The following is a 24,925-nucleotide window of genomic DNA, read 5'->3' on the forward strand; positions in this document are numbered from 1 at the left end:
TATTCGCAACGCAACTTTTTAATATTCAAAAGCCAGTATGTTGAATAAGTGATCTCCAAGCAAACTTTTTAGCCACTCCTTCATGCTTTTTTGTAGCAATTTTAGTTATAGCTTATGCAAAACTTTATCAAGCAATGTAGCAAGTTGCTGCAAGTCATTCTTGCTTACGTTATCAAATCCACACAATATTTTATCGGGTATATCGAGCGCTTGTGCTTTTAGGCTAGCACCGACTTCGGTGAGTACAACCCATTTCTTGCGCTTATCGTCTTCATCTTTAACAATCTCGAGTAATGATTTAGCCACCATCTTTTTTAAGATAAGCGTCATAGCACCGCCATCAATGGCTGTTTTTTCTAGCAACTGAGCAATCGTCAGCTTTTTATGTTCCCACATCGCCATCATCACCACATATTGCGGGTAGGTTAAATCAAGCGCGTCCAGTAGTGGCCGATAACGCCTACCTACCCCATTCGATGCCATATAAAGTCGATGACACAGTTGATTCTCAAGCTTGAGTTGTTCGTCTTTCATAATAGTTACCTCTTCCTATATTTTATTTTGCACACAAAGTATTTGCAATCTCATTTTTAAATCCATATACTTTGTATGCAAAGTAAATTTAACCACTTGGAGAAATCTATGAACAAATTACAAACTGTTGCTTACTCAGCTTATGCAAACGCTACGGGTGGCCGTGAAGGGTCAGCTAAATCACATGATGGTCGTCTAGATGTGAAATTATCAACACCAAAAGGCTTAGGTGGGGATGACGGTCAAGGCACTAACCCAGAGCAATTATTTGCGGCAGGCTACGCAGCATGTTTTATTGGTGCACTAAAATTTGTAGCGGGTCAAAATAAAATTGCCCTACCTGCACAAACCAATATTGATGCACAAGTTGATATCGGCCCAATTGAAGGCGGATTTGGCATTGCAGTAAAACTTGAGGTGTCGATTCCGAATATGGACAAAGATACGGCGCAAACGCTAGTAGAAAAAGCACACCAAGTATGCCCATATTCAAACGCCACACGCGGCAATATTGAAGTTAAGTTATCGGTAAAATAAGTGGCTAGGTATAACGTCGGATAGCACTTTGCCTATCCGACTTACTTGCCCACACAACTTACCTTCACCCCACCAACATCTTGCCCGCCATCACCACTAACAATACGGCAAATATTTTCTTAATCGTTGAAACAGGTAAAGCATGCGTGGCTTTGGCACCAAGCGGTGCGGTAAACCAAGATGTACAAACGATGCCTAATAGTGCTGGTAGATACACAAAACCGACAAACCCGTTGCTCAACTCAAAATGCGAGAGTCCCGAACTCACATAGCCAATGGTGCCAAATATGGCAATCACAATACCGCAAGCGGATGCACAACCAATCGCTTTTTTCATATCCAATGAGAAAAACGTCAACAGTGGTACTAACAAAGCCCCACCACCAATCCCTATCATCGCTGACAGACCACCTGTGATGGTAGTAAGAATAGTAAGTACACCTTTATTGGGTAGTATGCGCTCAGTCGCGGTGCTGTTTTTGCTACTTAAAAACATTTTCAGTGCGATTATAACGACCGTCACCACAAACACTATTCGGACAACTTTTTCTGGTAGCAGTGCCGCCAAAAAGCCACTGGCAAGCGCGCCCAATGCCACGCCGCTCATGATCCATGGCGCAAGGGTCCAAGGCACATTGCCATTTTTATGATGCGCAATCGCCGAAGAGGTTGAAGTGAATAAGATAGATGCTAAAGACGTCGCAATGGCAACAATAACTACTTGTTCAGCTGGCAAAACAGCAAAGTGCAGTAAAATACCACTCAATATGGGTACTATAACCAAGCCGCCACCGATCCCAAGCAACCCAGCTAAAAAGCCAACTCCACTACCCAAAATTGCACAGCATAAAACCAATACGATTAATTCATTCATTCTTTATGTCTCTTATTCTTTATCTTTATCGTGACCGCAGTTCGTCTATACGTTTGTTGCTTTACTTGATGTTGCACCAAGTTCGAAGCTCGCTGGCGAGTATATCAACAGTTCCATCAACTCTTGACCCTAAAGACGTATTTCAGGGACGAAGAATACTCATGTTCAAGTTGAGACAATTTCAACTTAGACGCAAAAACACCTAGACATCTAGATTTCTAAGCTTGAATTTCAGTTTTTTGCCTCTTCAACACAAGAATCACATGAACCATCACGCTAAGTCATGAATGTGATTCATGTTTTATGTGAAATTAAACCGTTTTTCTTCAACTGATGATCCACGTATAAATTGCTCATCACCTAACGAGGACAGCAAAGCCAGACCTATAAGTAGGATGTTAGGAAGGACTCATACACTGTGACGGCCACAGTTTGAGATGTTAGAACACAATTTGGGATACCAGCGCACCATGAACAAAGACTTTACCTATACGATTAAAAGCATTCGTTTGGACGAGCACTATCAGCCATCTGACAGTACCCGTATTACCACTAATTTTGCTAACCTCGCCCGTGGTGAAAGCCGCCAGCAAAACCTGCGCAATGCGTTAACCATGATTGATAATCGTTTTAATGCCCTTGCAAACTGGGACAATCCGAATGCTGACCGTTACCGTGTTGAGCTGGAAATTATATCGGTTGATTTAGACATTGCTGGCAGTGGCGATAAGTTTCCATCAATTGAAGTGTTAAAAACCAACATTATTGACCACAAAACCAATGAGCGTATTGAAGGCATTGTAGGCAATAACTTTTCTTCTTATGTTCGTGACTACGACTTTAGTGTGTTGTTGTTAGATCACAACAAAAATCAACCGCAATTCAGCATTCCTGAAAACTTTGGCGACCTGCACGGTAAACTATTTAAAAACTTTGTGGAGTCAAATACCTACAAAAGTAACTTTAAAAAGCCGCCGGTGATCTGTCTGAGTGTCTCCGACAACAAAACGTATCACCGCACCGAAAATCACCACCCAGTGCTGGGCTTTGAATATCTGCCCAATGAGTCGTCACTCACTGAGCAATACTTTAAAAAGATGGGCTTACAGGTACGTTACTTTATGCCGCCAAACAGTGTTGCGCCTTTTGCGTTCTACTTTTTCGGTGATTTACTCAATGATTACAGCAACCTTGAGCTGATCAGCACAATTGCCACGATGGAAACGTTTCAAAAAATTTATCGCCCGGAAATATACAACGCCAATGCGGTTGCAGGTAGGTGCTATCAACCAAATCTGAAAAATGCGGATCACTCAATCACGCAAATTGTGTATGACCGTGAAGAGCGCAGCAAGCTAGCGATAAAACAAGGTAAGTTCGCTGAAGAGTTTTTCATCAAACCATACCAAACCGTGCTGGCGCAGTTTTCTGAAAATTACGCTTAATGATCAACATCATATAAAACAGAATTCATTATGAAAAAATTATTACCCACATCAACCGCAGGCAGCTTGCCTAAACCAACTTGGCTTGCTCAACCAGAAACACTTTGGTCGCCTTGGAAACTCGCAGGCAACGAGCTTCTTGACGGCAAACAAGATGCGCTGCGCGTATCGTTACATGAACAACAGCTCGCTGGCATTGATATAGTCAGCGATGGTGAGCAAACGCGCCAACACTTTGTCACGACATTCATTGAGCACTTGGACGGCGTAGATTTTGAAAAGCGTCAAACCGTTAAAATTCGTGACCGCTATGATGCCAGCGTACCAACGGTCGTAGGCCCTGTTTCTCGACAAAAGTCAGTGTTTGTTGAAGACGCCAAGTTTTTACGCCAGCAAACTAAGCAACCGATAAAATGGGCCCTACCCGGCCCAATGACCATGGTCGACACTTTATATGATGAGCACTACCAAAGTCGTGAAAAACTGGCGTGGGAGTTTGCCAAAATTCTCAATCAGGAAGCCAAAGAGTTAGAAGCGGCTGGTGTTGATATTATCCAATTTGACGAGCCTGCATTTAACGTGTTCTTTGATGAAGTCAACGACTGGGGCATAGCCTGTTTAGAAAGAGCTATCGAAGGGCTCAATTGTGAAACCGCCGTACACATTTGCTACGGCTATGGCATAAAAGCCAATACCGATTGGAAAAAAACTTTAGGATCTGAATGGCGACAATACGAAGAGGCTTTTCCCAAGTTACAAGAGTCGAACATCGATATTATCTCGCTTGAATGCCACAACTCTCACGTGCCGCTTGAACTACTCGAATTGGTACGTGGAAAAAAAGTGATGGTTGGTGCGATTGACGTTGCTACTGATAGCATCGAAACACCAGAAGAAGTAGCCAAAACACTGCGCGAAGCACTCAAGTATGTTGACGCCGACAAGCTTTACCCTTGTACAAACTGTGGCATGGCACCGTTATCGCGAACAATTGCGGCGGGTAAACTGAAAGCCTTAAGTGCTGGAGCAGAGATCGTGCGTAAAGAGCTGCAAGCTTAAAACAAGTAGATAAAGCTTTGGGTATGCGCTTGTTTTACTCGTTGAGGCAGAAATTCAAAACGACTAAGAAGAGGCTATTTATCGGCCTCTTCTTGCCAAGTGACACTGTGTGCTACAGTGTTATCACCGCCAACATATCATCGCCATCAGCATCCATACCCACTTCTTTGAAACCAAAACTAGCAAAGAGCTTTTTAGACACCACATTCACTGGGACGTAACATGTTTCGATTTCCTTAATCCCATCAACCAATTTGATTTCATTGATTGCCGTATTCAGAGCCACGCGGCCAATTCCCTGCTTTTGGAATTTACAGTCGATCATAAAACGCCAAATAGAGATCTTTTCATCCGTTTCGCGTACCCACATAATAAAGCCCACAAGTTGGTCGGCTAAGTAAATCGCGCGAGCTTCATAACCTTTATTGTATGCCGCCTCAACCAAAGACCAAGTATTACTGGCTATAAAATCTTCCTGCTCATCAAGAAGCTCAAGATCAGCGACGTTTTCGTAATTTTCACTGGTGATTTGTCTAAGAGATATTTCCACGGCTTTCCTTAAATTTACAGAAAGATACTGAACTCATTTAAACTAAATTAACTCATATGTTCCAAGCTAAAATGCAATTATGCACAAACTTTGGTGTTACCGTGATCAAATTTCTATACCAAAATAGGCGATCGTCATCCCAATGGCTGCCCCCAATGCCACTGGCGGTGCGGCTAATCGATATAAACGAACAAGCGGACTTGCAGAGCGACTCAAACGTAAGTCTTTTATAATGCCATTTTGAGCGCCCAAGGAAAGTAAAGCCGCTACAAGTGCCGAGCCAACTGCATAAATGAAGCCTTCATTTACCGGTGTATCAATCGCCAACGCTGTTTTTAACGTGACGATGCCACCAATAAATGCAAGAGAAAAAGTGAGCAACGACTTTGCATATTGAAATTCGAGTTCTTGGCTTAGTAAGTAGTTTGAGCTGTCTTGAAACTCACCGCTTCTAATTAACCCCATTAGTTTATTTTTCATTTTCTTGTACTTATTCTTCGCGATCCAAACTTGAGCGTATTTTCCTTGCGTACCTCTGGGTTTGTCAACTTTTTAGGTTCACAATGACAACCACCAAAAACAGTACCTAAAGTTAATCCAAAATATGTCATTACCGATTTGAAACACGTAAGATATATTTTGAGATTAGTGAACTCAGAAAGTTGATACTTAATGGAGGTTTTATGATTTATTCAACGACAGAAACGATCCCTGGCAGAGAAATTAGCGACATAGTTGGAGTGGTTACTGGCAATGTTGTTCAATCCAAACATATTGGCCGCGACATCATGGCAGGATTAAAAGGCATCGTTGGCGGTGAAATTCGCGGATATACAGAAATGCTAACAGAAGCGAGGGATATAGCTATTCAGCGCCTCGTGCAAAACGCAACCGCGAAAGGTGCTGATGCGGTTGTTGGCATTCGTTTTACAACCAGCGCCATTATGGATGGTTCGTCGGAAATTATGGTATTCGGAACTGCGGTAAAGTTAAAGTCGTAACTAATCAGGGTTTAAATATGGATATTTCTTTTACCCTCGCAACTGCTAAAGATTCTAAAATTATTGCCACACTAGTTACAAAGTTAACCGATGAGATATGTGCAAAAACCAATGCAGCTCTCTTTGACATTGATATTAATGAAACGGCCGAAAAGTGTGCTGAACTCATTGTTCAAGGGCACTACGGCGCCTTGATAGGGTTCGACAATCAAACCCCTATTGCGGTTGCAACTTTTACACAAACTTACGCCTTGTATGCAAGTGGCAAAATGGGGGTTATTCCCGAGTTTTACGTCGCTCCGCCATACCGCTCAAAAGGCATTGGGGCATTGTTGATTAATGCAGTAAAAGAGCATGGTAAAAACCTAGGCTGGTCATGCATAGAACTGTGTACCCCACCGCTCCCCGAATTTGAGCGAACCTTGCAGTTTTATAAAGAACAAGGTTTAAACCCTGTTGGTGGACGAAAAATGCGAGAATACTTGTGACTTTTCAACAGTCACAAGTGCATTGCATGGTCAATCATAAAACCTTTGAGTATTTACTTATTTTTGCTCTGAAGCGCTATCCTGTGCGACTACTCTAAACAGCACAAACGCAGTGATTAGCAAATACACAACCGTTGCAATATGTTTAGCAATAATCCCCTCTGAGGCCTGAGTACGATAGGCTAAATAGCCATCCGCTATAGGCATTATTGTGCCAAACAACGCAGCAAACAATAGCAATTTATACTGTTTAAAATAGAGTAGCGTAGCGACTATCAGTGCAATGAATAAAGTCCGAGAGGCATATACTTGCATCCAAACGATGTCGTAGTTTGAGACAATAACCGCACCACGCATATTAGCGAACTCCACAGGGTCAAAAAACGCAAAAAACGCATAAAACCCTTGAAGTAGAGCCATAAGTAAAACTAAGACGAACGCTAACTTTTTCATTATTGTATTCCTGCGCGTTTTATAAAAACGGTTAATAGTCACCGTTTATTAGTATGCCAACTTCATCATAAAAAGCGAGATATAACCAACAGATCACGCTCTAAAACAGACAATCTAAAATTTTATAAACCCCATAATCGAGAGGCTGTAAGCGCGATTGATGCCACCATAATAACCAGAGAAATAAAATGATACTCCTTCCACTTGCCGGTGCATTTTTTTAATATTTTATTGGCTGAAAATAGTAAACCAGTTAAGGAGGCCAATATTACAAAGGCGAGTAGCAACATGGTTGGCGCCCAAATTACATTTCCAGCACCCAAATGATGATTAAAGAACGCAGCAAACCAAAGTATGAATAAGCTGACCATTAACACATAGACTTCTTTTAGCCTAAAGCGACTTAGAGACGCACCGCAAACAGGGCAAAAATTCAAAATTTTTCTTCCACGCTTAACTTCTTTTGGTACAATTTTACAATTACATTTTTTACATATAGTCATTGATAAGTATTACTAGTTTAATATTTCAGTCTGACCAAGCGTAACACAAAAGCCAGTTTTCATTTTACACAATCTGCCCTTTTTAGGCTCTTTAGTTAGTCGATTCTGAAAAACTCGGTTTTTCAGAATCGACTAATTACTTTTTAAATTAACTGATATTAAGAAAGAAAATAAACGACACATTACTATGCGCACCCTATTTGCACATTCATTTTAAAACCACATCATCTTTCTTATTTAAAATAAAAATTGAAATAAATATATGATATAACCCCCTCTCACTCTCATAACAGGAATATTTACGTGAAAAAAATAGGACAAACACTCATTTCATTTAGCTTAATAGCATTAGCTAATCACGTTAACGCCAATGAAGCTTTTGAATTACTTATTAACACGACAAACTCCGATCAATATCAATCAGATGAAATCAGTACATCCTACGACGAAAAAATCATATTGAATGGCGTTTATAACAACCAACTCAATGATAAATTAGCATCAGGAACCACAGGGCAAGAGCATGAAAAATCACTTGCTATTCAATACCTTTTCTAGATAGCACTCGTTTCTAGCTGCTTTTAGCTGTTTCGCGCGTACACCTTTGTTAAAGGATGTCTCTTTCTTCAATAAATTCAATGCAATATGTCTTACACCAGCCAACACTTCTGCTGCTCCGTCGCGGCGTATACGGCAACCATCTTCATTCATTGCCACATCCAAACACCAATGAAGACTGTTCTCAATATACCAATGTGCTCGCGTGGCTTCTGCTAGTCTTTGCGCACTCAAGTTCGCTGAGCTTATGTAATATCGATATGTTAATTCACCTTGCTGTTGGTTATCCGATTTACGGTAAGACACTATCACGCCTACACTTTGTAAATTGGGCCAGCTAGCACTTGCGGGAATTTGAGCCATATCATGGCAGACAACAGCCGCTCTGAATTCTTCTCGACCTCGTTGATAATCTACTTCACTTAATAAGCTATCAGTCGCTATCTGGCGTGATATTTCTGGTTGCAAGAGTTGTTTCACTTGTTCAAATAAGTTGCCCTGATTGGCTTTGAGAGCCAGCAAGTAATCTGCTTCTTTTTCTACAATTTGCTTTGCAATTTCCTTTTGGCAGCCCATCGCATCAATCGTCACTAAGCAACCTTTTAGCTCTAGTAACTGTAGCAACTCTGGGATTGCGGTGATTTCATTGGACTTCGAGTCGGTCTTGCATTGACCTAACGTTACGCCATTTTCGCAGGCAAACGCACTGACAATGTGGATCGCATCTTTTCTATCTGGCTGTTTAAATGAACCTTTTAGCCTTTTTCCATCAATGGCAACCACACTGCCGTCTGTGAGTTCACTACAGCTGTGCATCCATTGAGAAAAACTGGCTTGAAACTGGGTCATATCGATACGGCTTATAACCCTTGCAATCGTGTCATGCCGAGGCACACCGTTCGATAGTGCTATAAATTTACGTAACCAAGATAGCTTGTCATGGGCAAAATCTTCAATTTCTTCCCAACCTTGGCAACCTGCGATCACGGCACTGATAGTTAGAAACAGAATATCGAACAATGTATGTTGTACTTTGCCTTGCTGGCGTGGGTCATCAATTGAAGAAAAGTGTTCGAACAACTTATTGGCTGACATAATTGTGCTGCTTAATCTGAAAAGCAGTATAAGATCATAAAATTATGTCAAGGTAAAGTTCATGATCTTGCCCTATCAGGAACCAGCATCTCAGTAGATTTATTAGGTAACAAAGTTATCTATAAAATAGATAAAGTGGTAAGTAAAGGACCTGGGAGAATAATGTTTCTTGGTTCGTCAAACGACTCTAAAGGCAGCATTACTATATCACAGAAAAATAATAAAATATCGGGTTCAATGCACTACGATAACACCCTTTATAAGTTGCGAACCACACCAAGTAATAATACTTTTGTTATTGAAGTTCCTTCTAAAAAGTTAATTGATCATAGCCCACACTACATAGAGAATTATAGTAATAATTACTTTGATAAAAACTACCAAGATAGCTCTGAGACTATAAGTGATTTAGCTTCTGAATTTACGGTTATTGTTGCTTTCACTGAAAGTTTTGCCAACGCTGCTGGAGACATTCAGGGCTATATGGACTTATTAGAACTCGAAACCAATAGAGCTTATGAAAACAGCGGTGTAAATACTAGAGTCAACATCGTACATGCCTATCAAACAAACTATGTGCAAAGTGGTAATTTTTATACTGACAGAGATTATTTTAGAGATACCACAGCAACAGAGTCTGCAGAGTTAAGAAGGTTAAGAAATGAGCATAACGCCGATATAATGATGGTCTTAACTGGGAATGATGGTTACGATTTCTGTGGAGTCGCTTCTGAAATTGGCGCTACAGAAAGTACCGCTATTGCGTTTGTAAGAGAAAACTGTGCGACAGGCTATTACTCTTTTGCACATGAAATTGGGCACCTCTTTGGAGCTCGTCACATCATATCTCAGGATAATAGCTCAGAGCCATTTTCCTATGGACATGGTTACTGCAATGTACGAGAAAATACTTGGCGCACAGTCATGGCTTACAACTGTCCCGATGGCACCGGAGGGCCTCGTACACAATACTGGTCATCTCCTTTAATTAACATAAATGATGAAATCGCAGGTTCTGCAGAGCTAGAAAATAATGCAAGGGTATTAAATGAAAGAGCCCAAGTAATAGCTAATTTCCGTGAAACCCCACTGCCCATACCAAATACACCTATAGCGAGTGTTAGTGGTAACACTGTTTCAGTTAACTGGAACGATGTAGCGGGAGCAACATCTTATCAACTCGCCATTAAGTATAACGACAACCCATGGACTGATTATATTTACTCAACTTCACAATCGTTTATCTCTTGGTCGAACCTCAATCAGGGCCGTAGACAATTTAGAGTAAAAGCTTGTAAATCAGGAGTTTGTTACAACCCTTCTGGTATTTCCAACTCAGTCGTTAACCCAGAACCAATTTCCCTACCAGCTCCAAATAGCCCCGTAGCCAGTGTGAATGGAAATAATATTTTTGTTGATTGGAATGATGTAACTGGTGCTGATTCGTATATGGTTGCCATAAAGTTTAACAACAATTCATGGACTGACTACAAATACCCAGCGAATGTATCCAATATATCTTGGTCTAACGTTAACCCTGGTAATAGGCAGTTTAGGGTCAAAGCATGTAAAGCTGGAATTTGTTATTCGCCTTCAGGAATATCCAATACTGTTACAAACCCAAACAACCAGCCTTTACCTGCACCTAACACACCTGTAGCCAGTGTAAGTGGCAATACCATATCCGTAAACTGGAATGATGTTGCGGGCGCGGACTCATACATGCTTTCTATTCAATTTAATAATAATGCATGGACTGACTTCAAATACGCTGCATCCCAATCATATATTTCATGGTCTAATCTAGGCTCGGGAAGTAGAAGATATCGAGTAAAGGCGTGTAAGGCTGGAGTATGTTATGAATCCTCCAATGCATCAAACACTGTAAGAAACTGATTAGTGTACATTTAACTTCATCATAGGCTACAACACAAGTCGTGGCCTATTTTCAAAAAAAAACAAACCTAGACAGCCATATTTAAAAAACATGCAAACCAACATGCAAACCAATGCAAACCAATGCAAACCAAGACAGCCATATTTAAATTATCAAGTGAACAAACAACATAAACCTTTGCCTTTGACATTTGTCCGTCAAAAGCGCGTCTTCACATTATTTTTTGCTTGTATCGGAGATATTTAGGCTTAATTTCAAAAAAATAATGGACAGCCACTTAAAAATAGCATTGGCCCTGATGGGGTTTAAATCTACGTAGGCCATACATGCCATCAGTGCCGCTTCATCTAAAAGCGCTTGGCTTTTAAAACGTCCTTCCCAAAACCGACCTGTGCAATTATCTTCTCGATTCGCTTGACGTGCTATCCCTTCGTTCAACACCCGCATAAACCAACTGATACTCGATAGCCGGTTTCGGTATTCTTTTATCTCTTTATTTAAAAAGTAGCGTTGGCCCTTATCGAGTTGCTCATCTTTTAAATACATATGGGTAAACATCGAGCCTTTGAACAGTTTGCACCAACGTATTAATACTGCTCTATCACTCAGTCTTTGTGCTTTTTTATCATCAATATACAACACAACATGAGTATGGTTACTCATCACAGCATAAGCACACACATCAATACAAAATACGCTTGCCAAATACAGCAAACGCTCTTCCACCCAGCCTCGACGATGCTCATACGATTTACCCGTTAGCTTATCCTCACCGCACAAAAACGCCCGTCGAACACAACGTGAAACACAGTGATAATAAGGGGTATCTGACAAACTGATTTGCCGCTTCCTTGCTAATCCCATCGTTCGCTCCTTGAACTTAGAATTGGATATGATTTTTAAGAACTAAAAGCTTAGACAAACCAACCCAACATGCAAATTGGAGTGGATGTCCACGCTAAACACGCACCCTCGACGATGCTCATACGATTTACCCGTTAGCTTATCCTCACCGCACAAAAACGCCCGTCGAACACAACGTGAAACACAGTGATAATAAGGGGTATCTGACTAACTGATTTGCCGCTTCCTTGCTAATCCCATCGTTCGCTCCTTGAACTTAGAATTGGATATGATTTTTAAGAACTAAAAGCTTAGACAAACCAACCCAACATGCAAATTGGAGTGGATGTCCATTTTAAATTCCGTTCACGTTAATTTCCTTTTTCCATCATTTCTATTCCTAACTACCCTTTTTAAATATATTGACTGAAACTGATTCAGAAAAAATTCGAATATAGGAGTCATAATCGATTCGTATATGCATATGGTCTTGAGGCGATGCGTCTTTATGATCTAACAACCATTCATCATCGAAGTCATTAGCTGGCTTATAACCAATTTCTTCGATACTTTGGCCTCTTGTTTTAAGCACGTTTAAATTAAAATAACTTACATTATGAAATTTCAACTGAACAATTTCTCTCTTACTCGTGTACCGTTCAATTGGAGAGAAAGTAATCAAAAATTCATTAAGAAAGTTCACCATTTCTATACTTTCAATACAGTACAAGTTGTGTAGATCAAAAATCTGATTTTTATAAAGGAGCTCTATACCTTGTTGTATTGTAAAATTTTTAACCATTTTTCTTCTCTAAATATTTTCTAACCATTCGTATTTCTTGTTGAGTAGCACCAGTTACATTCTTATCAGCTTTCTTTCTATTATAGTTCGGCGAAAAAATAATGGACAGCCACTTAAAAATAGCAGCAAGTTAACAGTCAAATCCCCACCGCTCAATGATTCTTCTAAGCTATCGCCAATAAATGTGCTTGATACCGATAATTGCTAGCTTAAATCGAACTATTACGCTTAACCTTTCGGCTTTTAAGCACAACTTTCCCTGCCTAGGTATAAGCATCAAATTTTATGGCCATGCTAGGTTATTGTTAGCTTAATAATGCTGCGCTGGTTTTGATACTTCGTCGTCGTTTGTGCTCTCGTCGTTCACAATAAGCATTCAAATTGTATGATTTACCTACTGCGCCGTGAAATACCTCTTCAAACTGTGTGGTGAGTTTTATCCAGTTTTCTGCCTTGATATTCAATCTCTTAAGAATAGGCGCCTGATTGCTTTCGATATAGCCTCGTTTGTCTGTGCGAATACATTTACCTGTCAGTTCCACTAATTCTAAGTAGGATTTAAGCTCAAAAGGCATGCCTTTTGGCATATGTTTTCTTGGGCTTCCAACAAATCGTGCTAGTTGCTTTGGTTGTTTACCTTCTTTTCCCTGTTCACAGCGCTTTTTTATGCTGGTATGAGCTGATTCTTCAGGGGTTTTAGCCATTTTGGCCCTGATTGGGTTTAAATCTACGTAGGCCATACAGGCCATCAGTGCCGCTTCATCTAAAAGCGCTTGGCTTTTAAAACGTCCTTCCCAAAACCGACCTGTGCAATTATCTTCTCGATTCGCTTGACGTGCTATCCCTTCGTTCAACACCCGCATAAACCAACTGATACTCGATAGCCGGTTTCGGTATTCTTTTATCTCTTTATTTAAAAAGTAGCGTTGGCCCTTATCGAGTTGCTCATCTTTTAAATACATATGGGTAAACATCGAGCCTTTGAACAGTTTGCACCAACGTATTAATACTGCTCTATCACTCAGTCTTTGTGCTTTTTTATCATCAATATACAACACAACATGAGTATGGTTACTCATCACAGCATAAGCACACACATCAATACAAAATACGCTTGCCAAATACAGCAAACGCTCTTCCACCCAGCCTCGACGATGCTCATACGATTTACCCGTTAGCTTATCCTCACCGCACAAAAACGCCCGTCGAACACAACGTGAAACACAGTGATAATAAGGGGTATCTGACAAACTGATTTGCCGCTTCCTTGCTAATCCCATCGTTCGCTCCTTGAACTTAGAATTGGATATGATTTTTAAGAACTAAAAGCTTAGACAAACCAACCCAACATGCAAATTGGAGTGGATGTCCACGCTTAACGCGTTCACCTTGCGAGTGACTGACTCGTACTTAAAATACGCACATAAAAAATCCGATGACTGGCATCGGATTTTCTTCGTTTTAAATTAAAGCAAATGGTTAGCTTTTGAGTACAGCCAATAAGCGGCTAGCGTCAAGCGCGCCTTCACCCACACTCAGGTATTGTACTAGTGTTTGCTCAAAACTGACTTCTTCACCCTGCAACTTAGCATCAAGTAATGCTACCTGCTCTGCCATACGCTCTGCCTTTTGGTTCGCTGGCGATTCGCTGTCCGACAAAATTTCTAAACGCAATAATAGTTGCGCCGAAGATAAGTCTGTACGACTGTTGGCTTGCATCCAATTGCTTGGCAGTGCTTCGCCTTGTTCAATAACTGCAATTAAATCATTGTACTTTTGCTTATCTTTTTTGGCTTGCAACTTAGCTTGCTCGCTTTCAATTTTATCTAAAAGTGCCTTTTGCAATTTCTTCAAGCCAGATAAAAGCTCAAGCGCCTTCACTTCTTCACTCAGTTGTTCAAGCTCAGATAAAGATGAACTACTGTGTAATTTTGAAGCAAGTGCATCAAGCTGAGCTTGCTGCTCCACTTCTTGATGCGCTTGTTGCTCTTTGTGCTGTTCAATTTGCTCACCGCGTTTTGCAAACACGGCGTCATTGTGTGCTCTAAACGTTTGCCACAAAGTATGCTCTTGCTTCGAGCCTGCAAAACCAATCGTTTGCCATTGCTTTTGCAGCGCTTTAAGCTGTTCGCACGCATCCGCTAAATTGTCAGCTTCTAGCTGTTGCTCAGCTTGTTCAACTAACTTTTGCTTTAATGAGGCATTTTGCTGATGATAAGCTTTAAGTTGATCATTCACTGATTTATGTACTGCGCGGTACTGAGCATTTAACTCTTTGTATACTGCACCTTCAACATTACCTGCGGAACGCCACTGTTTTGTTAAACGATTGAATTGGCTTTCAAAGTTACGCCAATCAAACCCTTCAACTTGCGTCTCTTGCTCAGCTAAAGATTGCATTTGTGCGATAATTTGCGAACGCGCTTCTTTGGCTTGTGCTCTTTGTTGTTCTTGCTCAGCAAAGTACTCACGACACGGGGCAAAGAGCAGCTCAATTTTTTCGTCAAATTGCTGCGCTTGTGCCTTTTCTTCATCCGTGTCAACACGACCTAATTCGTTCCAGCGTGTTCTGAGCAACTTAACTTCAGCCGCACGCTTTTTAGGATCAATGTCAGTTTCTGCTAACTTATCGTCAAGCTGTGCTAATAGCTCCGCACGCTTTGGCGTTGCTGCATACTTTTGCCAATCACGTACTTCACGCAAAGCGTCAGATAGACTCGCATGTAGCTTTTCTAGGCTTTGTTGATTGTTGGGCGTCAGTTTTTCAAAATGCTCTAAAAAGCCATTAAATACGCCAAAAGCCACATTAAAACGACCTTGATCGATAAGACGCTGAACATCTTTACCTTTACGACGCGCTTGTTTTAACTGATTTTGCTGCTCGTCTACCAACGGTGCCATCGCCTTTTTAAACTCGTTGCTCAACGCGTATAGTTTTTCAGAGGCTGACTTTTGTAGATTATCCGGTAACTGGCGCAGCGTTGCTTTACACTCGTCATACGCTTCTTTTTGCGCAGTTAATGTTTGGTCTAACTGCTCGAGCTCTTGCGTCGCACTGATCTGAGCTAACGCTTCTAGGGTCTGCTGCATTTTTGCATTTGCTGCAAGTAATGCGGGTAATTGCGTTAACTGGGTTGCTAAGCGCTCTAAACGTGCGCCTTGTTCTAGGAATTCAGGAGATTGCGCAAATTCGCTCTCAGATTGCTGTGCTTGTAAATTAGTTAATGCGTCTTTTAGTTGGCTTTCTTTCGCAGCATCCAGTTCACTCACTGCACTTGAGAGCTGCAAGGCCAATTCATCCACAGCAGCCACTAGGGTGCTTAATGCCGCTTCTTTTTCTTGTTTGGCTTGTACAATGGCTTGCTGTTGTTCAAACTCAGCTTTAAGCTTGTCAAGATGAGTGACTAGCTTGTCATTAATCGTTTTAAACTTGTTATCAATAGCAACTATTGACTCTTCATCTAACCACTTAAGTTCAATTTCTTGCCATTGGCTCAACAATGCCTTAGCTTGTTCATCTACTTGCTCATAATCAAACTTTTCACGCAACACATTGAGTTTTGCAAGCACCATTTTGGTTTGCTGCTCAACTTGCTCCGGCATGACTTTCGCCAAACGCGCTTGCTCTAAACGGTTCTCTATTTTGCTACGCGCTTCACCTTGCGCACTTTTTAAAACGGTTTTGTCTAGTTGGTACTGTTCTATTAGCGGTAATAAACTTTGTTGAAGCGATTCATTCCCTTCTTTAAAGGCACGTTCAATCAGTTTTGGATTAGCAAGCCGTTTCAGTAGCTTACACTTTTGAGTTGTTTCTTTTTCAGCAAACGCTAACTTCTCTAAAAACTTGTTCGAAGCGTACTTATCTATGTATTCACTTTTAATATCATCACTTAACGCATTACTTTGGTTAAGCACAGCATTAGAGATCTGCAGCTCGGCTAAGTCTTTTAGGTTTTGGTCTTGCTTGTACGCTTGCCACCACAAAACGAGATCATTGACTTTATGCAGTGCTTTTTTGCGGATTTCTGTTGAGTTGTCTTGCAAGGCAATAGTGTGAAGTACCTCTGCATCCTTCCCTGTGTCTAATTTATCAACTGCCGCCAAACGTACCGCTGTTTTAGGGTGTTTCCATTTTGGCGTAAATAGGTGTTTAAAGATCATTTTCACTGAACCTAGCTATTTCGTTTTGAGATTTGAATTCTTGTTGTAATTCACGCTTTGATTTTTGAACCATTTGGCCGTGTTCGTTGATAGTAAATTGCTCATTACTTTTAGCAACTTTAGCTTGGTATAGCATCACTAACTGTACCGCTTGCTCTTTTTGAGCATCATTTAACGGCGTGCCATCAGGCCACTTGCCAGTTGCTGCACCATATTGCAAGCGTTCATAAACTTCTGGCGTTAGACCATTCACTAAACTATCAATATTCATCGTTACTTTTTCTTTTTCAAATAAATTAAAATGACACGGTTTACCAAATACCACACACAACCAACCGCAATAGCGCCTTGGGTTGCGAACATTTGCCATGATTCAGGCTCTGGCTGACGCCAATATAGAAATAAAAAACCACCTAAAAATAAAATTAAGGCTAAAAAAGAATGGTTCATTATCTTTTGTTGCTTATTGATACGCTTTTTAATCGCAAGACGTTCAAGTTGTTCATCGGTCATTTCGCCCAACTGAAGATCGCAATGCGGGCATACCGTATTTTTATTTGAAATAGATTTGCTGCAACTGGGGCATTGTACAATCGCCATTATTTTACTCCTCCAAGTGCTACAAAAAAGCGCCCAATGTGGGCGCTATTTTACTTGTTTTCTATTCGAATGTCTTTGTTCAATTCGATTCGTTTACACGCATGCTGCTTTTATCGTCACCTTTTTGCTCAGAGCTTTGATCAGCTCGGTGCTCAGCATTAAACTTTTGCCAGTAGTCATCCACCGACTCTTTCATTTCTTTACGAAGCAAGAAAATGCCGAATAAGTTAGGTAATGTCATCACAACGATTGCCACCGCTGCCAGTTTCCAAACCAAAGTTGTATCCGCGAATGAAGCCCAAAAGAAACCAGCAACATAGAATACGCGGTAAGGCATAACCGAACGACTACCTAAAAGGTAAATCATGGCTCTATCACCGTAGTAAGACCATGCGATGGCAGTTGAGAACGCAAACATTAACAAGCCGATTGAAACAATATATTGACCACCGTCGCCAAAGAAGCCACGAGTAAATGCTTTCGTTGTTAACTCAGCAGAGTGCACCAAAGATTTACCACGAACGCTAATGCTATCATCCACTAGCACGCCGTTTTTAACCTCAACAGTCCCCGTATAAACGTGGCGTTCTGTGATCCCAAAACGGATGTCTTCACCGATTGAACGAGAGTGAATTATGGTGAAATTATTGTCTTGCGCTACACCTTGTTTAACATCGATAGAACCTGTAAATAGTTCTACACCATGTTCTTTATCACCATTTAAGTATTTATACAGTGACTGTCTTTGAGCATCGTTGTTTTCACTGTATTGACCCTGAAGAATCGTCATCGATGAGCGTTCAAACTGGGTATCAAACTTTTCTGACCATACGCCCGAAGATAGGATAACAAGACCGGTCAGCGTACAAATGATAATTGTGTCGATGAATGGCTCTAGGATAGACACCATACCTTCAGATACTGGCTCGTCTGCTTTTGCTGATGCGTGCGCAATAGGTGCCGAACCTTGGCCTGCTTCGTTTGAGAATAAACCACGGTTTACACCACGGTTAAATGCATAGGCAAACGATGCACCCAAGAAACCACCTGCTGCTGCAGAACCTGTAAATGCATTCGTAAACACAGATGCAAATGAAGGCACAATGTTTTCAAAATTATAAAGAATAACGCCTAGCGCACCCACAATGTAGATTGCAGCCATCAGTGGCACAATACGAGAGGTGATCGCAGCGATACGCTTAATACCACCCAAAATAACCAGAGCAAGTAGAATAGAAAGTACACCACCGGTATGCCAAGGCTCAATACCAAATGTAGCCTCCATACCCTGTGCAATGTTGTTGATCTGCGGCAAACTACCCGTACCAAACGAGCTAATGACCGTTGCAATTGCAAATAAAATTGCCAGCCATTTCATATTTAAGCGGCGGTCCATGTAATACATCGGGCCACCAGCCATCGTGCCATCATCCGTTTTCACACGATATTTATGAGATAAAGTTACCTCAACAAATTTGGTTGTCATACCAAAGAATGCGGTCATCCACATCCAAAACAATGCCGCTGGACCACCAATTGAAATGGCCAGTGCCACACCACCAATGTTACCCGTACCCACAGTACCAGACAACGCCGTGGCTAAGGCTTGGAAATGGGTGGTATCCCCTTCGTGGCCTTTTTTATCAAATTTGCCCGTTACGACTTTACACGCATGTTTGAAATAACGAACTTGCGGGAACTTGAGGTAAATCGTGAAAAATAACCCCACGCCCAATAATACATACGGGAACCATGCTGATCCCCCCAAAATGCTATCTAGGAAATCTAGAAACTGTCCAAATGCATCCACGACTCGTCCTCTTGTTGTTATACGTAAAAAGCAACCCAATAATAGGTTGCTTTTTGAATGTTGTTATTATCTTAGTTTATCTACCACACTCACAATCGCTGCGAGCGTGTCTTGTCCAAATTGATATGAACGTCTGTCAGACCAGCCATAATATGGATCTGGCAGATTGGCGTTATCTTTAAATGGCATTTCAACGGTATACGCCAACACTTTAAACGCTTCACCAACAGCACAAGATGCTACAGTAAGGTTTGCTTCCCCTGGCGCGTCTTTGTCGTAACCAAATTCATCTTGGAATTCTGGTGTAATTGTCAGTAATGCGCGTTTGAATGTTTCTTCCAAGTTTTGAATACGTGCATCGTAACTTGGTATACCTTCGCCACCCGCCACAAAGTTATAAGGTAGCGCCTCATCACCGTGAATATCCAAGTACATATCAACGCCCGTTTCGTGCATTTTGTTCAGTACATGGAATACTTCGGGTGACTTTTCCAAGCTTGGCGTTTGCCATTCGCGGTTTAAGTTAACACCTGCTGCGTTGGTACGCAAATGACCTCTAACACTCCCATCGGGGTTCATGTTAGGCACGATATGGAACACCGCTTTTGACAATAATGCCGCAGCATGTGGATCTTCGTCATCAAGCAACTTATGCAGTAGTCCTTCAACAAACCACTCTGCCATCGTTTCACCCGGATGCTGACGTGCCGTGATCCAGATGTGCTTTTTGTCGTCACTTGGCTCACCCACGGTCAGTAAGCTCATATCGCGTCCGTCTAGTGTTTGGCCCAACGTTTGAATCTCACACACGTCATGGCTTTGCGCCCAATAAAGTAAGTCTAAATGACGTTCGTAGCTGTACGGTGTAAAGTATGCGAAATAAGTGTGTGCACATTCAGGTTCAAACTCAATAACCAAACTGCCATTTTCAAAACGGCTAGGCACTCTAAACCAAGTTTGGCGATCGTAAGATGCCACAGCATGATAGTCATCCCACCCTTCTGGGTATGCTGACTTATCTAAGCCATTGATATGCAGCTTGTGGCCCAAAAATGGCGTGCTTTCTAAACGAAAGTGAAACCATTGAAAGAACTCTGACTCGTTGTCTTTATTAATTTCTAACTGAATATCAAGTGGCTCACTGGCCGAAAGCACCTTGATATTTCCGCTGTCAAAATTACTCGTGATGTTCATTATGTACCTTAATATTACACATCGTCCATGACTGGAAAATAACGTTGCTGTTAAATGTTGTTACCTAGCTGTAACGTATTACGCCCAAGAGTATCATAGCCTCGAGCGTTCAAAAACTAAAAAAGCCAGCAATTGCTGGCTTTTTGTGACTAACTGTAAATTAACGCGGTAAGCTTGGGAATGACACTTCTGCCATATCACGCATTACACGAACAACCTGACAGCTATAGCCAAATTCATTATCGTACCAAACATAAAGCACAACGCGATCGCCATCTACAATTGTTGCTTGTGAATCAACAACACCCGCGTAACGGCTACCTACTAAGTCAGTAGAAACGATTTCAGTTGACGCTGTATAGTCAATCTGGTCGCGTAGGTCTGAGTATAATGAGGTATCGCGTAAGAACTCATTTAACTCATCACGATCTGTCGCCGTTTCTAAGTTCAAGTTGATAATTGCCATCGATACATTTGGTGTAGGAACGCGGATCGCATTACCTGTTAATTTACCAGCCAACTCAGGTAACGCTTTAGCTACCGCCTTCGCTGCACCTGTTGAGGTAATAACCATGTTCAACGCCGCACTACGACCACGACGCTCTGCTTTGTGGTAGTTATCGATTAGGTTTTGGTCATTTGTGTACGAGTGTACTGTCTCAACGTGACCATTTTTAATACCGAACTTATCGTTGATCGCTTTTAATACCGGTGTAATAGCGTTAGTTGTACAGCTTGCTGCTGAAACAATCTTATCTTCGCTCTTAATGTCTTGGTTATTTACACCATACACGATGTTTTTGATCTCGCCTTTCGCAGGTGCAGTCAGAAGCACTTTGGCAGCACCAGTCGACTTAAGGTGTAAACCTAAACCGTCTTCATCTTTCCAAATACCTGTGTTATCTACGATAAGCGCATTCTCGATACCGTATTTTGTGTAATCCACTTCATCTGGAGAGTTTGAGTAAATAACTTGAATGTAGTTACCGTTTGCTTTGATCGCACTCTTTTCATGATCAACTGTAATTGAACCATTGAAAGGACCGTGGATTGAGTCGCGACGAAGTAAGCTTGCACGTTTTTCTAGGTCACCATCACGGCCACCACGAACAACAATAGCACGTAAGCGTAAATCAGCGTGAGAGCCGCCACGTTCAATCAGTAGGCGCGCTAATAAACGACCGATACGGCCAAAACCATAAAGAACAACATCACGAGGCGCTTGGCGATCGCCTTTGTTGATAAGTTCAACAAGCTCTTCATTCAAATATTCTTCGATTGAGCGGCCTTCACCCGCGTTTTTATAAATGTAGCCATACGCTAATTTACCCAAATCGATACGCGCAGGTGCTAGATCCATTTTGCTAATCGCTTCTAAGAATGGGAAGCTTTCACGAAGACGCAGTTTACGCTCTTCAAAACGGGCAACCGTTTTGTGTGCTTTGATCACGTCAATCGTACTTGAATTAACTAGTGGACGACCGTAAACAGCAATTTCAATACCTGAGTTACGGTATAAGCGACCAATAATTGGCTGCATATTTTCTGCATAATCTTGGCGCTCTTGCCAGCTATTTTGATATTCTTGCTCGTGAGATAAGGTCATTTTTTCTGCCTAATAAACAATTTTTTTGAACGGATAGCCCGATTGGGCACGGGTATTCTAATTTAAACCGCTACGATTCTCCACTGTTACTCATCAATTCATTGAGCTAGAATGAATTAATCAATTGTGATCAGAGGTATCAACATGGTTTTAAGGCAAACTCTTGTCTTGTCAGTATTACTATTAGTGGGGTGTGATAATCCAATGACACTCAGTAAAGTGTGTAATGAAACACCCGGGTTTTGTAGTGATTTAAACCAAGATAGTCACTGTAGAGAAGAGCGTGCAGAGGTGATCATGGCTCGCTATACTGAATACAAGGAACCCACAGACAATAATAAGTATCAGCTATTAAAGCATTTTGAGCGATATGATAAATGCGTATCAAGAGCAGCCAAAATTGAGCATATCAAACTCAAGGAAAAAACCACCTCTCGCGTAGAAGGCCATTTGACAAGCCTCAAAGAGATAAACCGAATATTTCAAGAAACGGCTGATACATCACACCCAGGGCTACTTTATTATCATTGGTCACGCAACAACAACCAAATTGCTATGAATAAGTTGTTAAACATGCAAGATCAAAAAGAAGTCAGAGAAGACCCTGAAATTCAGCTATTCCTAGCCACTTTTTATGCCAAAGTGGACGATGAAAAAACAATTGATTTGCTGTACCGCGTACTTGAACTAAACAAGCAAGGCGAACAACCTAAGCCAGAAGTTTATGCCACATTAACCAGTATTTTTTATAAGCAAGAAAAGTATAAGCATGCTTATACATTCGCTAAGGTTGCACAATTGTCTGGCTTTAAAGACGTGGATTTATTGCCAATTGAGCACCAAATAACAAGTACGGGCAAGTCTCTAGCACCATTAGATGATTTGGCGCAAAAAACCTACGACAGCATTCAAGGCGGGACTTTCGTCTCTCCACGCGAGTTTTAAAACAAAAAAAGGGCAGCGGAAGCTGCCCTTAACGGCTTTTAACTTAAAAGTCGGAAAGTTAAAACTGTTACACCTTAGTCTTCAATTCAGTTGTTACTTGAGCAAGACCTACTTCAGAAATACGTGTGGTAATTTCTTTTTGCTTCGCACTTAGCAGTGAAATACCTTCTGCAACCATATCGTATACTTTCCAGCTACCGTCTTTACCTTTACGGAACTTAAAGTGCATATCAATATCAGGTCCAGATACTTCATCAATAACCACTTTTACAGTTGCGAACTCTGCATCGCTGCTAAATGGTAATTCTTCAAACTTTATGTCTTGTCCTTTATATTGCAGTAACGCATTGGCATAGGTCGCAACCAGATAGTTGTCTACTGCGGCAATGAAATCAACAGCTTCTGCGCGCTGTAGGCCTTTAATATGTTTACCGAGCAACTTAAAAGAGACAAACTTCACATCAATATGTGGCATTAAACGACTACGGACGATATTTTTCATCACGTCAGAACTTGCATTGCCGTTCGCATTTACTTCTTTAATATCCGTAAATAGTTTGTCTCCTACCTGATTGATCAGTTGATACGGTGACTCAGCCGCAAAACCAAAAGAAGAAAACAGCAACGCGACTGCTACAAGTAATCTGTTCATAATTAAACGTTCCAAATGTTTGTTTAAGTGTATTTTACGCACTCATTTAATGATTAAAAAGACACAAAGAAGCACATGTTTAGTGCATCTTTGACACCAATTAAACCCCTACCCTGTTACTGGTGTACATTTTTCACGTGATTTAGTTAGATAGGTCATAGATCACGCAAAGTATTATATCTAAGCCCGCGGGAAACAAATGTTAGGATTTGTAAGGAATAGCGAGAAACTGTGACAAGTTATATCACTCCAGTTTCTCGAAATTAGAAGAGATTATTCAAGCAATTTTAATGCTTGCAAAAGTGGTACTGCCATCATTAATACGCTGTCGCAACGCATCTGATATCGTGCTGCAATCAAAAGCGAGTGTATCTTGCTGCTCAATATGCAACTGTCCCTGCTCTAAACTCTCTATCAACACATTGCCTAAAAATGACATTCTTTGTTGTGCACAGATACTCTTTGCAAGCCACGCACCTGGTAAAGAAACCACACCAATGTTCGGTGCTTTTTTGAAAAGTAATGCATCATCAAGTTGGGATAAACCCGATACACAACTAATCCGACCACAAAATTGTAATAATGAAATAAGTTGATTGGTATTTTGTCCAGTACAGTCAACCACGCCTTGTACGCCATCGTAGCCATATTGGCGCTGGATCTGCTCCGATAAGTTTTCGTCATGAAGCGAAAATACGGCGTCAGCACCTAAACGCTTCAGCTTGTCGTAGTCTTCAACCGTACTACTCGTAAACACCGTTAACCCCTGCTGCTTTGCAAATTGGATAGCTAACTGACCTATGCATGTGTGCCCGGCCTCAATAAAGACCGACTCTCCCTCATTCAATTGTAATTTATAGAGTGCAATCAACGCCGTCATGCCTGCGCTGGGCACACTGGCAGCCAATGCTGGGTCGACACTTTGCGGCAGCACCGTTAACGCATAATTCGCTACCGACGCATATTCACACATTATTCCTGGAGAACTTATATCATTGTGCCACATGACTCGAGTCCCAATGGCTGGATGCATCCCTTTCGGCGCATCAACCACGGTACCAACGGCATCAAAACCGAATATGCGTGGATACTGCCAACAGGGAGTGCCTTGTACTGCAAAGCGTTCATCCAACGCAGCTAACCCTGCATACTCAACTTTTACAAGAACTTGATTATCCACGATGCGAGGCACATCAATTTGCGCTGATTGCAGCTCAAAGTCACGCCCCACACTTGCGAGCATAATTGCGTTCATCGTATTCGGTATTGTTGTCACACTATTCTCTTTACTTTGCACGGTGAGTGTCCTGAATGCGCT

Annotated in this window: 25 protein-coding genes and 2 pseudogenes; 8 read left to right on the forward strand and 19 right to left on the reverse strand. The window is 41.3% G+C overall.

Features of this window, described 5'->3' with window-relative positions:
• Positions 1-105 precede the first annotated feature (105 nt).
• A complete protein-coding gene (locus AC5FX4_RS13480) occupies positions 106-534 on the reverse strand; it encodes a MarR family winged helix-turn-helix transcriptional regulator (protein ID WP_493606885.1) in 429 nt (142 codons plus the stop codon).
• Positions 535-642: 108 nt separating this feature from the next.
• Here AC5FX4_RS13480 and AC5FX4_RS13485 point away from each other — a divergent pair, with 108 nt between their 5' ends.
• Positions 643-1,071 (forward strand): organic hydroperoxide resistance protein, encoded by a 429-nt coding sequence (locus tag AC5FX4_RS13485; RefSeq protein ID WP_493606886.1) that lies wholly within the window; start codon positions 643-645, stop codon positions 1,069-1,071.
• Between the two features lie 64 nt (positions 1,072-1,135).
• Here AC5FX4_RS13485 and AC5FX4_RS13490 read toward each other — a convergent pair whose 3' ends face one another.
• Positions 1,136-1,945: a sulfite exporter TauE/SafE family protein gene (locus AC5FX4_RS13490; protein ID WP_493606887.1), complete on the reverse strand. Its 810-nt coding sequence runs from the start codon at positions 1,943-1,945 to the stop codon at positions 1,136-1,138.
• Positions 1,946-2,415: 470 nt separating this feature from the next.
• On the opposite strand from AC5FX4_RS13490, the gene AC5FX4_RS13495 reads away from it, so the two are divergent.
• Both AC5FX4_RS13495 and AC5FX4_RS13500 read left to right on the forward strand, forming a co-directional pair.
• A complete protein-coding gene (locus tag AC5FX4_RS13495) occupies positions 2,416-3,390 on the forward strand; it encodes a DUF1852 domain-containing protein (RefSeq protein WP_493606888.1) in 975 nt (324 codons plus the stop codon).
• A gap of 30 nt (positions 3,391-3,420) precedes the next feature.
• The gene (locus tag AC5FX4_RS13500) at positions 3,421-4,449 is read left to right on the forward strand and encodes a methionine synthase (RefSeq protein ID WP_493606889.1); all 1,029 of its coding nucleotides are present in this window, start codon (positions 3,421-3,423) and stop codon (positions 4,447-4,449) included.
• A 112-nt stretch (positions 4,450-4,561) separates the two neighbouring features.
• Here the strand turns inward: AC5FX4_RS13500 and AC5FX4_RS13505 are convergent, their stop codons facing one another.
• Together AC5FX4_RS13505 and AC5FX4_RS13510 are read right to left on the reverse strand one after the other, a co-directional pair.
• Positions 4,562-4,999 carry a GNAT family N-acetyltransferase gene (locus AC5FX4_RS13505; protein WP_493606890.1) on the reverse strand — a complete coding sequence of 146 codons (438 nt, stop codon included), beginning with the start codon at positions 4,997-4,999 and terminating at the stop codon, positions 4,562-4,564.
• Positions 5,000-5,104: 105 nt separating this feature from the next.
• On the reverse strand, positions 5,105-5,479 hold the full coding sequence (locus AC5FX4_RS13510; protein WP_493606891.1) for a hypothetical protein: 375 nt from the start codon (positions 5,477-5,479) through the stop codon (positions 5,105-5,107).
• 203 nt (positions 5,480-5,682) lie between these two features.
• On the opposite strand from AC5FX4_RS13510, the gene AC5FX4_RS13515 reads away from it, so the two are divergent.
• Together AC5FX4_RS13515 and AC5FX4_RS13520 are read left to right on the forward strand one after the other, a co-directional pair.
• Positions 5,683-6,000, forward strand: coding sequence for a heavy metal-binding domain-containing protein (locus AC5FX4_RS13515; RefSeq protein ID WP_493606892.1), 318 nt, complete (start codon positions 5,683-5,685; stop codon positions 5,998-6,000).
• A 17-nt stretch (positions 6,001-6,017) separates the two neighbouring features.
• A complete protein-coding gene (locus AC5FX4_RS13520) occupies positions 6,018-6,488 on the forward strand; it encodes a GNAT family N-acetyltransferase (RefSeq protein ID WP_493606893.1) in 471 nt (156 codons plus the stop codon).
• A gap of 57 nt (positions 6,489-6,545) precedes the next feature.
• Here AC5FX4_RS13520 and AC5FX4_RS13525 read toward each other — a convergent pair whose 3' ends face one another.
• Both AC5FX4_RS13525 and AC5FX4_RS13530 read right to left on the reverse strand, forming a co-directional pair.
• On the reverse strand, positions 6,546-6,941 hold the full coding sequence (locus AC5FX4_RS13525) for a DUF4267 domain-containing protein (RefSeq protein ID WP_493606894.1): 396 nt from the start codon (positions 6,939-6,941) through the stop codon (positions 6,546-6,548).
• Between the two features lie 122 nt (positions 6,942-7,063).
• Positions 7,064-7,444: a hypothetical protein gene (locus AC5FX4_RS13530; RefSeq protein ID WP_493606895.1), complete on the reverse strand. Its 381-nt coding sequence runs from the start codon at positions 7,442-7,444 to the stop codon at positions 7,064-7,066.
• Between the two features lie 303 nt (positions 7,445-7,747).
• Between AC5FX4_RS13530 and AC5FX4_RS13535 the strand changes: the two genes are divergently transcribed.
• Positions 7,748-8,002 carry a hypothetical protein gene (locus AC5FX4_RS13535; RefSeq protein WP_493606896.1) on the forward strand — a complete coding sequence of 85 codons (255 nt, stop codon included), beginning with the start codon at positions 7,748-7,750 and terminating at the stop codon, positions 8,000-8,002.
• Here AC5FX4_RS13535 and AC5FX4_RS13540 read toward each other — a convergent pair.
• A complete protein-coding gene (locus AC5FX4_RS13540) occupies positions 7,976-9,097 on the reverse strand; it encodes an ISAs1 family transposase (RefSeq protein WP_493606354.1) in 1,122 nt (373 codons plus the stop codon). The two genes, AC5FX4_RS13535 and AC5FX4_RS13540, sit on opposite strands and share 27 nt — an antisense overlap.
• Positions 9,098-9,259: 162 nt before the next feature.
• Here AC5FX4_RS13540 and AC5FX4_RS13545 point away from each other — a divergent pair, with 162 nt between their 5' ends.
• Positions 9,260-10,993, forward strand: coding sequence for a M12 family metallo-peptidase (locus AC5FX4_RS13545; protein ID WP_493606897.1), 1,734 nt, complete (start codon positions 9,260-9,262; stop codon positions 10,991-10,993).
• 292 nt (positions 10,994-11,285) lie between these two features.
• Here AC5FX4_RS13545 and AC5FX4_RS13550 read toward each other — a convergent pair.
• The 10 genes and pseudogenes from AC5FX4_RS13550 to AC5FX4_RS13595 form a co-directional block, all read right to left on the reverse strand.
• Positions 11,286-11,858 (reverse strand): annotated as a pseudogene (locus tag AC5FX4_RS13550) (transposase); the annotation flags it as partial.
• Between the two features lie 99 nt (positions 11,859-11,957).
• Positions 11,958-12,098 (reverse strand): annotated as a pseudogene (locus AC5FX4_RS13555) (transposase); the annotation flags it as partial.
• Between the two features lie 139 nt (positions 12,099-12,237).
• Positions 12,238-12,639 carry a hypothetical protein gene (locus AC5FX4_RS13560; RefSeq protein WP_493606898.1) on the reverse strand — a complete coding sequence of 134 codons (402 nt, stop codon included), beginning with the start codon at positions 12,637-12,639 and terminating at the stop codon, positions 12,238-12,240.
• A 305-nt stretch (positions 12,640-12,944) separates the two neighbouring features.
• Entirely contained in the window at positions 12,945-13,919 is a 975-nt protein-coding gene (locus tag AC5FX4_RS13565) for a transposase (protein WP_493606899.1), read from the reverse strand.
• Positions 13,920-14,118: 199 nt separating this feature from the next.
• Positions 14,119-16,800, reverse strand: coding sequence for a DUF349 domain-containing protein (locus tag AC5FX4_RS13570; protein WP_493606900.1), 2,682 nt, complete (start codon positions 16,798-16,800; stop codon positions 14,119-14,121).
• Positions 16,790-17,071, reverse strand: a complete 282-nt coding sequence (locus AC5FX4_RS13575) for a YeaC family protein (protein WP_493606901.1) — start codon at positions 17,069-17,071, stop codon at positions 16,790-16,792. The genes AC5FX4_RS13570 and AC5FX4_RS13575 overlap by 11 nt, the downstream gene beginning before the upstream one ends.
• A 2-nt stretch (positions 17,072-17,073) precedes the next feature.
• A complete protein-coding gene (locus AC5FX4_RS13580) occupies positions 17,074-17,400 on the reverse strand; it encodes a hypothetical protein (protein WP_493606902.1) in 327 nt (108 codons plus the stop codon).
• 79 nt (positions 17,401-17,479) lie between these two features.
• Positions 17,480-19,210 carry an alanine/glycine:cation symporter family protein gene (locus AC5FX4_RS13585; RefSeq protein WP_493606903.1) on the reverse strand — a complete coding sequence of 577 codons (1,731 nt, stop codon included), beginning with the start codon at positions 19,208-19,210 and terminating at the stop codon, positions 17,480-17,482.
• A 66-nt stretch (positions 19,211-19,276) separates the two neighbouring features.
• Positions 19,277-20,404, reverse strand: coding sequence for a M14 family metallopeptidase (locus AC5FX4_RS13590; RefSeq protein ID WP_493606904.1), 1,128 nt, complete (start codon positions 20,402-20,404; stop codon positions 19,277-19,279).
• Between the two features lie 160 nt (positions 20,405-20,564).
• Positions 20,565-22,010 carry a glyceraldehyde-3-phosphate dehydrogenase gene (locus tag AC5FX4_RS13595; protein WP_493606905.1) on the reverse strand — a complete coding sequence of 482 codons (1,446 nt, stop codon included), beginning with the start codon at positions 22,008-22,010 and terminating at the stop codon, positions 20,565-20,567.
• Between the two features lie 144 nt (positions 22,011-22,154).
• Here AC5FX4_RS13595 and AC5FX4_RS13600 point away from each other — a divergent pair, with 144 nt between their 5' ends.
• A complete protein-coding gene (locus AC5FX4_RS13600; protein ID WP_493606906.1) occupies positions 22,155-22,955 on the forward strand; it encodes a DUF2989 domain-containing protein in 801 nt (266 codons plus the stop codon).
• Positions 22,956-23,022: 67 nt separating this feature from the next.
• On the opposite strand, the gene AC5FX4_RS13605 is transcribed toward AC5FX4_RS13600, so the two are convergent.
• Both AC5FX4_RS13605 and AC5FX4_RS13610 read right to left on the reverse strand, forming a co-directional pair.
• Positions 23,023-23,607 carry an MlaC/ttg2D family ABC transporter substrate-binding protein gene (locus AC5FX4_RS13605; RefSeq protein ID WP_493606907.1) on the reverse strand — a complete coding sequence of 195 codons (585 nt, stop codon included), beginning with the start codon at positions 23,605-23,607 and terminating at the stop codon, positions 23,023-23,025.
• A 277-nt stretch (positions 23,608-23,884) separates the two neighbouring features.
• A complete protein-coding gene (locus tag AC5FX4_RS13610) occupies positions 23,885-24,883 on the reverse strand; it encodes a zinc-binding dehydrogenase (RefSeq protein ID WP_493606908.1) in 999 nt (332 codons plus the stop codon).
• Between the last annotated feature and the right edge of the window lie 42 nt (positions 24,884-24,925).

The sequence above is a fragment of the Pseudoalteromonas sp. ATL1 genome (assembly GCF_058933015.1).

Excerpts from the sequence above, each read along its gene's own strand:
- AC5FX4_RS13500 (WP_493606889.1), top strand. The coding sequence starts at position 3,421 with ATGAAAAAATTATTACCCACATCAACCGCAGGCAGCTTGCCTAAACCA.
- AC5FX4_RS13520 (WP_493606893.1), top strand. The coding sequence starts at position 6,018 with ATGGATATTTCTTTTACCCTCGCAACTGCTAAAGATTCTAAAATTATT.
- AC5FX4_RS13515 (WP_493606892.1), top strand. The coding sequence starts at position 5,683 with ATGATTTATTCAACGACAGAAACGATCCCTGGCAGAGAAATTAGCGAC.
- AC5FX4_RS13480 (WP_493606885.1), bottom strand. The coding sequence starts at position 534 with ATGAAAGACGAACAACTCAAGCTTGAGAATCAACTGTGTCATCGACTT.
- AC5FX4_RS13575 (WP_493606901.1), bottom strand. The coding sequence starts at position 17,071 with ATGAATATTGATAGTTTAGTGAATGGTCTAACGCCAGAAGTTTATGAA.
- AC5FX4_RS13485 (WP_493606886.1), top strand. The coding sequence starts at position 643 with ATGAACAAATTACAAACTGTTGCTTACTCAGCTTATGCAAACGCTACG.
- AC5FX4_RS13605 (WP_493606907.1), bottom strand. The coding sequence starts at position 23,607 with ATGAACAGATTACTTGTAGCAGTCGCGTTGCTGTTTTCTTCTTTTGGT.
- AC5FX4_RS13560 (WP_493606898.1), bottom strand. The coding sequence starts at position 12,639 with ATGGTTAAAAATTTTACAATACAACAAGGTATAGAGCTCCTTTATAAA.
- AC5FX4_RS13490 (WP_493606887.1), bottom strand. The coding sequence starts at position 1,945 with ATGAATGAATTAATCGTATTGGTTTTATGCTGTGCAATTTTGGGTAGT.
- AC5FX4_RS13530 (WP_493606895.1), bottom strand. The coding sequence starts at position 7,444 with ATGACTATATGTAAAAAATGTAATTGTAAAATTGTACCAAAAGAAGTT.
- AC5FX4_RS13540 (WP_493606354.1), bottom strand. The coding sequence starts at position 9,097 with ATGTCAGCCAATAAGTTGTTCGAACACTTTTCTTCAATTGATGACCCA.
- AC5FX4_RS13545 (WP_493606897.1), top strand. The coding sequence starts at position 9,260 with ATGTTTCTTGGTTCGTCAAACGACTCTAAAGGCAGCATTACTATATCA.
- AC5FX4_RS13495 (WP_493606888.1), top strand. The coding sequence starts at position 2,416 with ATGAACAAAGACTTTACCTATACGATTAAAAGCATTCGTTTGGACGAG.
- AC5FX4_RS13595 (WP_493606905.1), bottom strand. The coding sequence starts at position 22,010 with ATGACCTTATCTCACGAGCAAGAATATCAAAATAGCTGGCAAGAGCGC.
- AC5FX4_RS13565 (WP_493606899.1), bottom strand. The coding sequence starts at position 13,919 with ATGGGATTAGCAAGGAAGCGGCAAATCAGTTTGTCAGATACCCCTTAT.
- AC5FX4_RS13570 (WP_493606900.1), bottom strand. The coding sequence starts at position 16,800 with ATGATCTTTAAACACCTATTTACGCCAAAATGGAAACACCCTAAAACA.
- AC5FX4_RS13590 (WP_493606904.1), bottom strand. The coding sequence starts at position 20,404 with ATGAACATCACGAGTAATTTTGACAGCGGAAATATCAAGGTGCTTTCG.
- AC5FX4_RS13525 (WP_493606894.1), bottom strand. The coding sequence starts at position 6,941 with ATGAAAAAGTTAGCGTTCGTCTTAGTTTTACTTATGGCTCTACTTCAA.
- AC5FX4_RS13580 (WP_493606902.1), bottom strand. The coding sequence starts at position 17,400 with ATGGCGATTGTACAATGCCCCAGTTGCAGCAAATCTATTTCAAATAAA.
- AC5FX4_RS13510 (WP_493606891.1), bottom strand. The coding sequence starts at position 5,479 with ATGAAAAATAAACTAATGGGGTTAATTAGAAGCGGTGAGTTTCAAGAC.
- AC5FX4_RS13600 (WP_493606906.1), top strand. The coding sequence starts at position 22,155 with ATGGTTTTAAGGCAAACTCTTGTCTTGTCAGTATTACTATTAGTGGGG.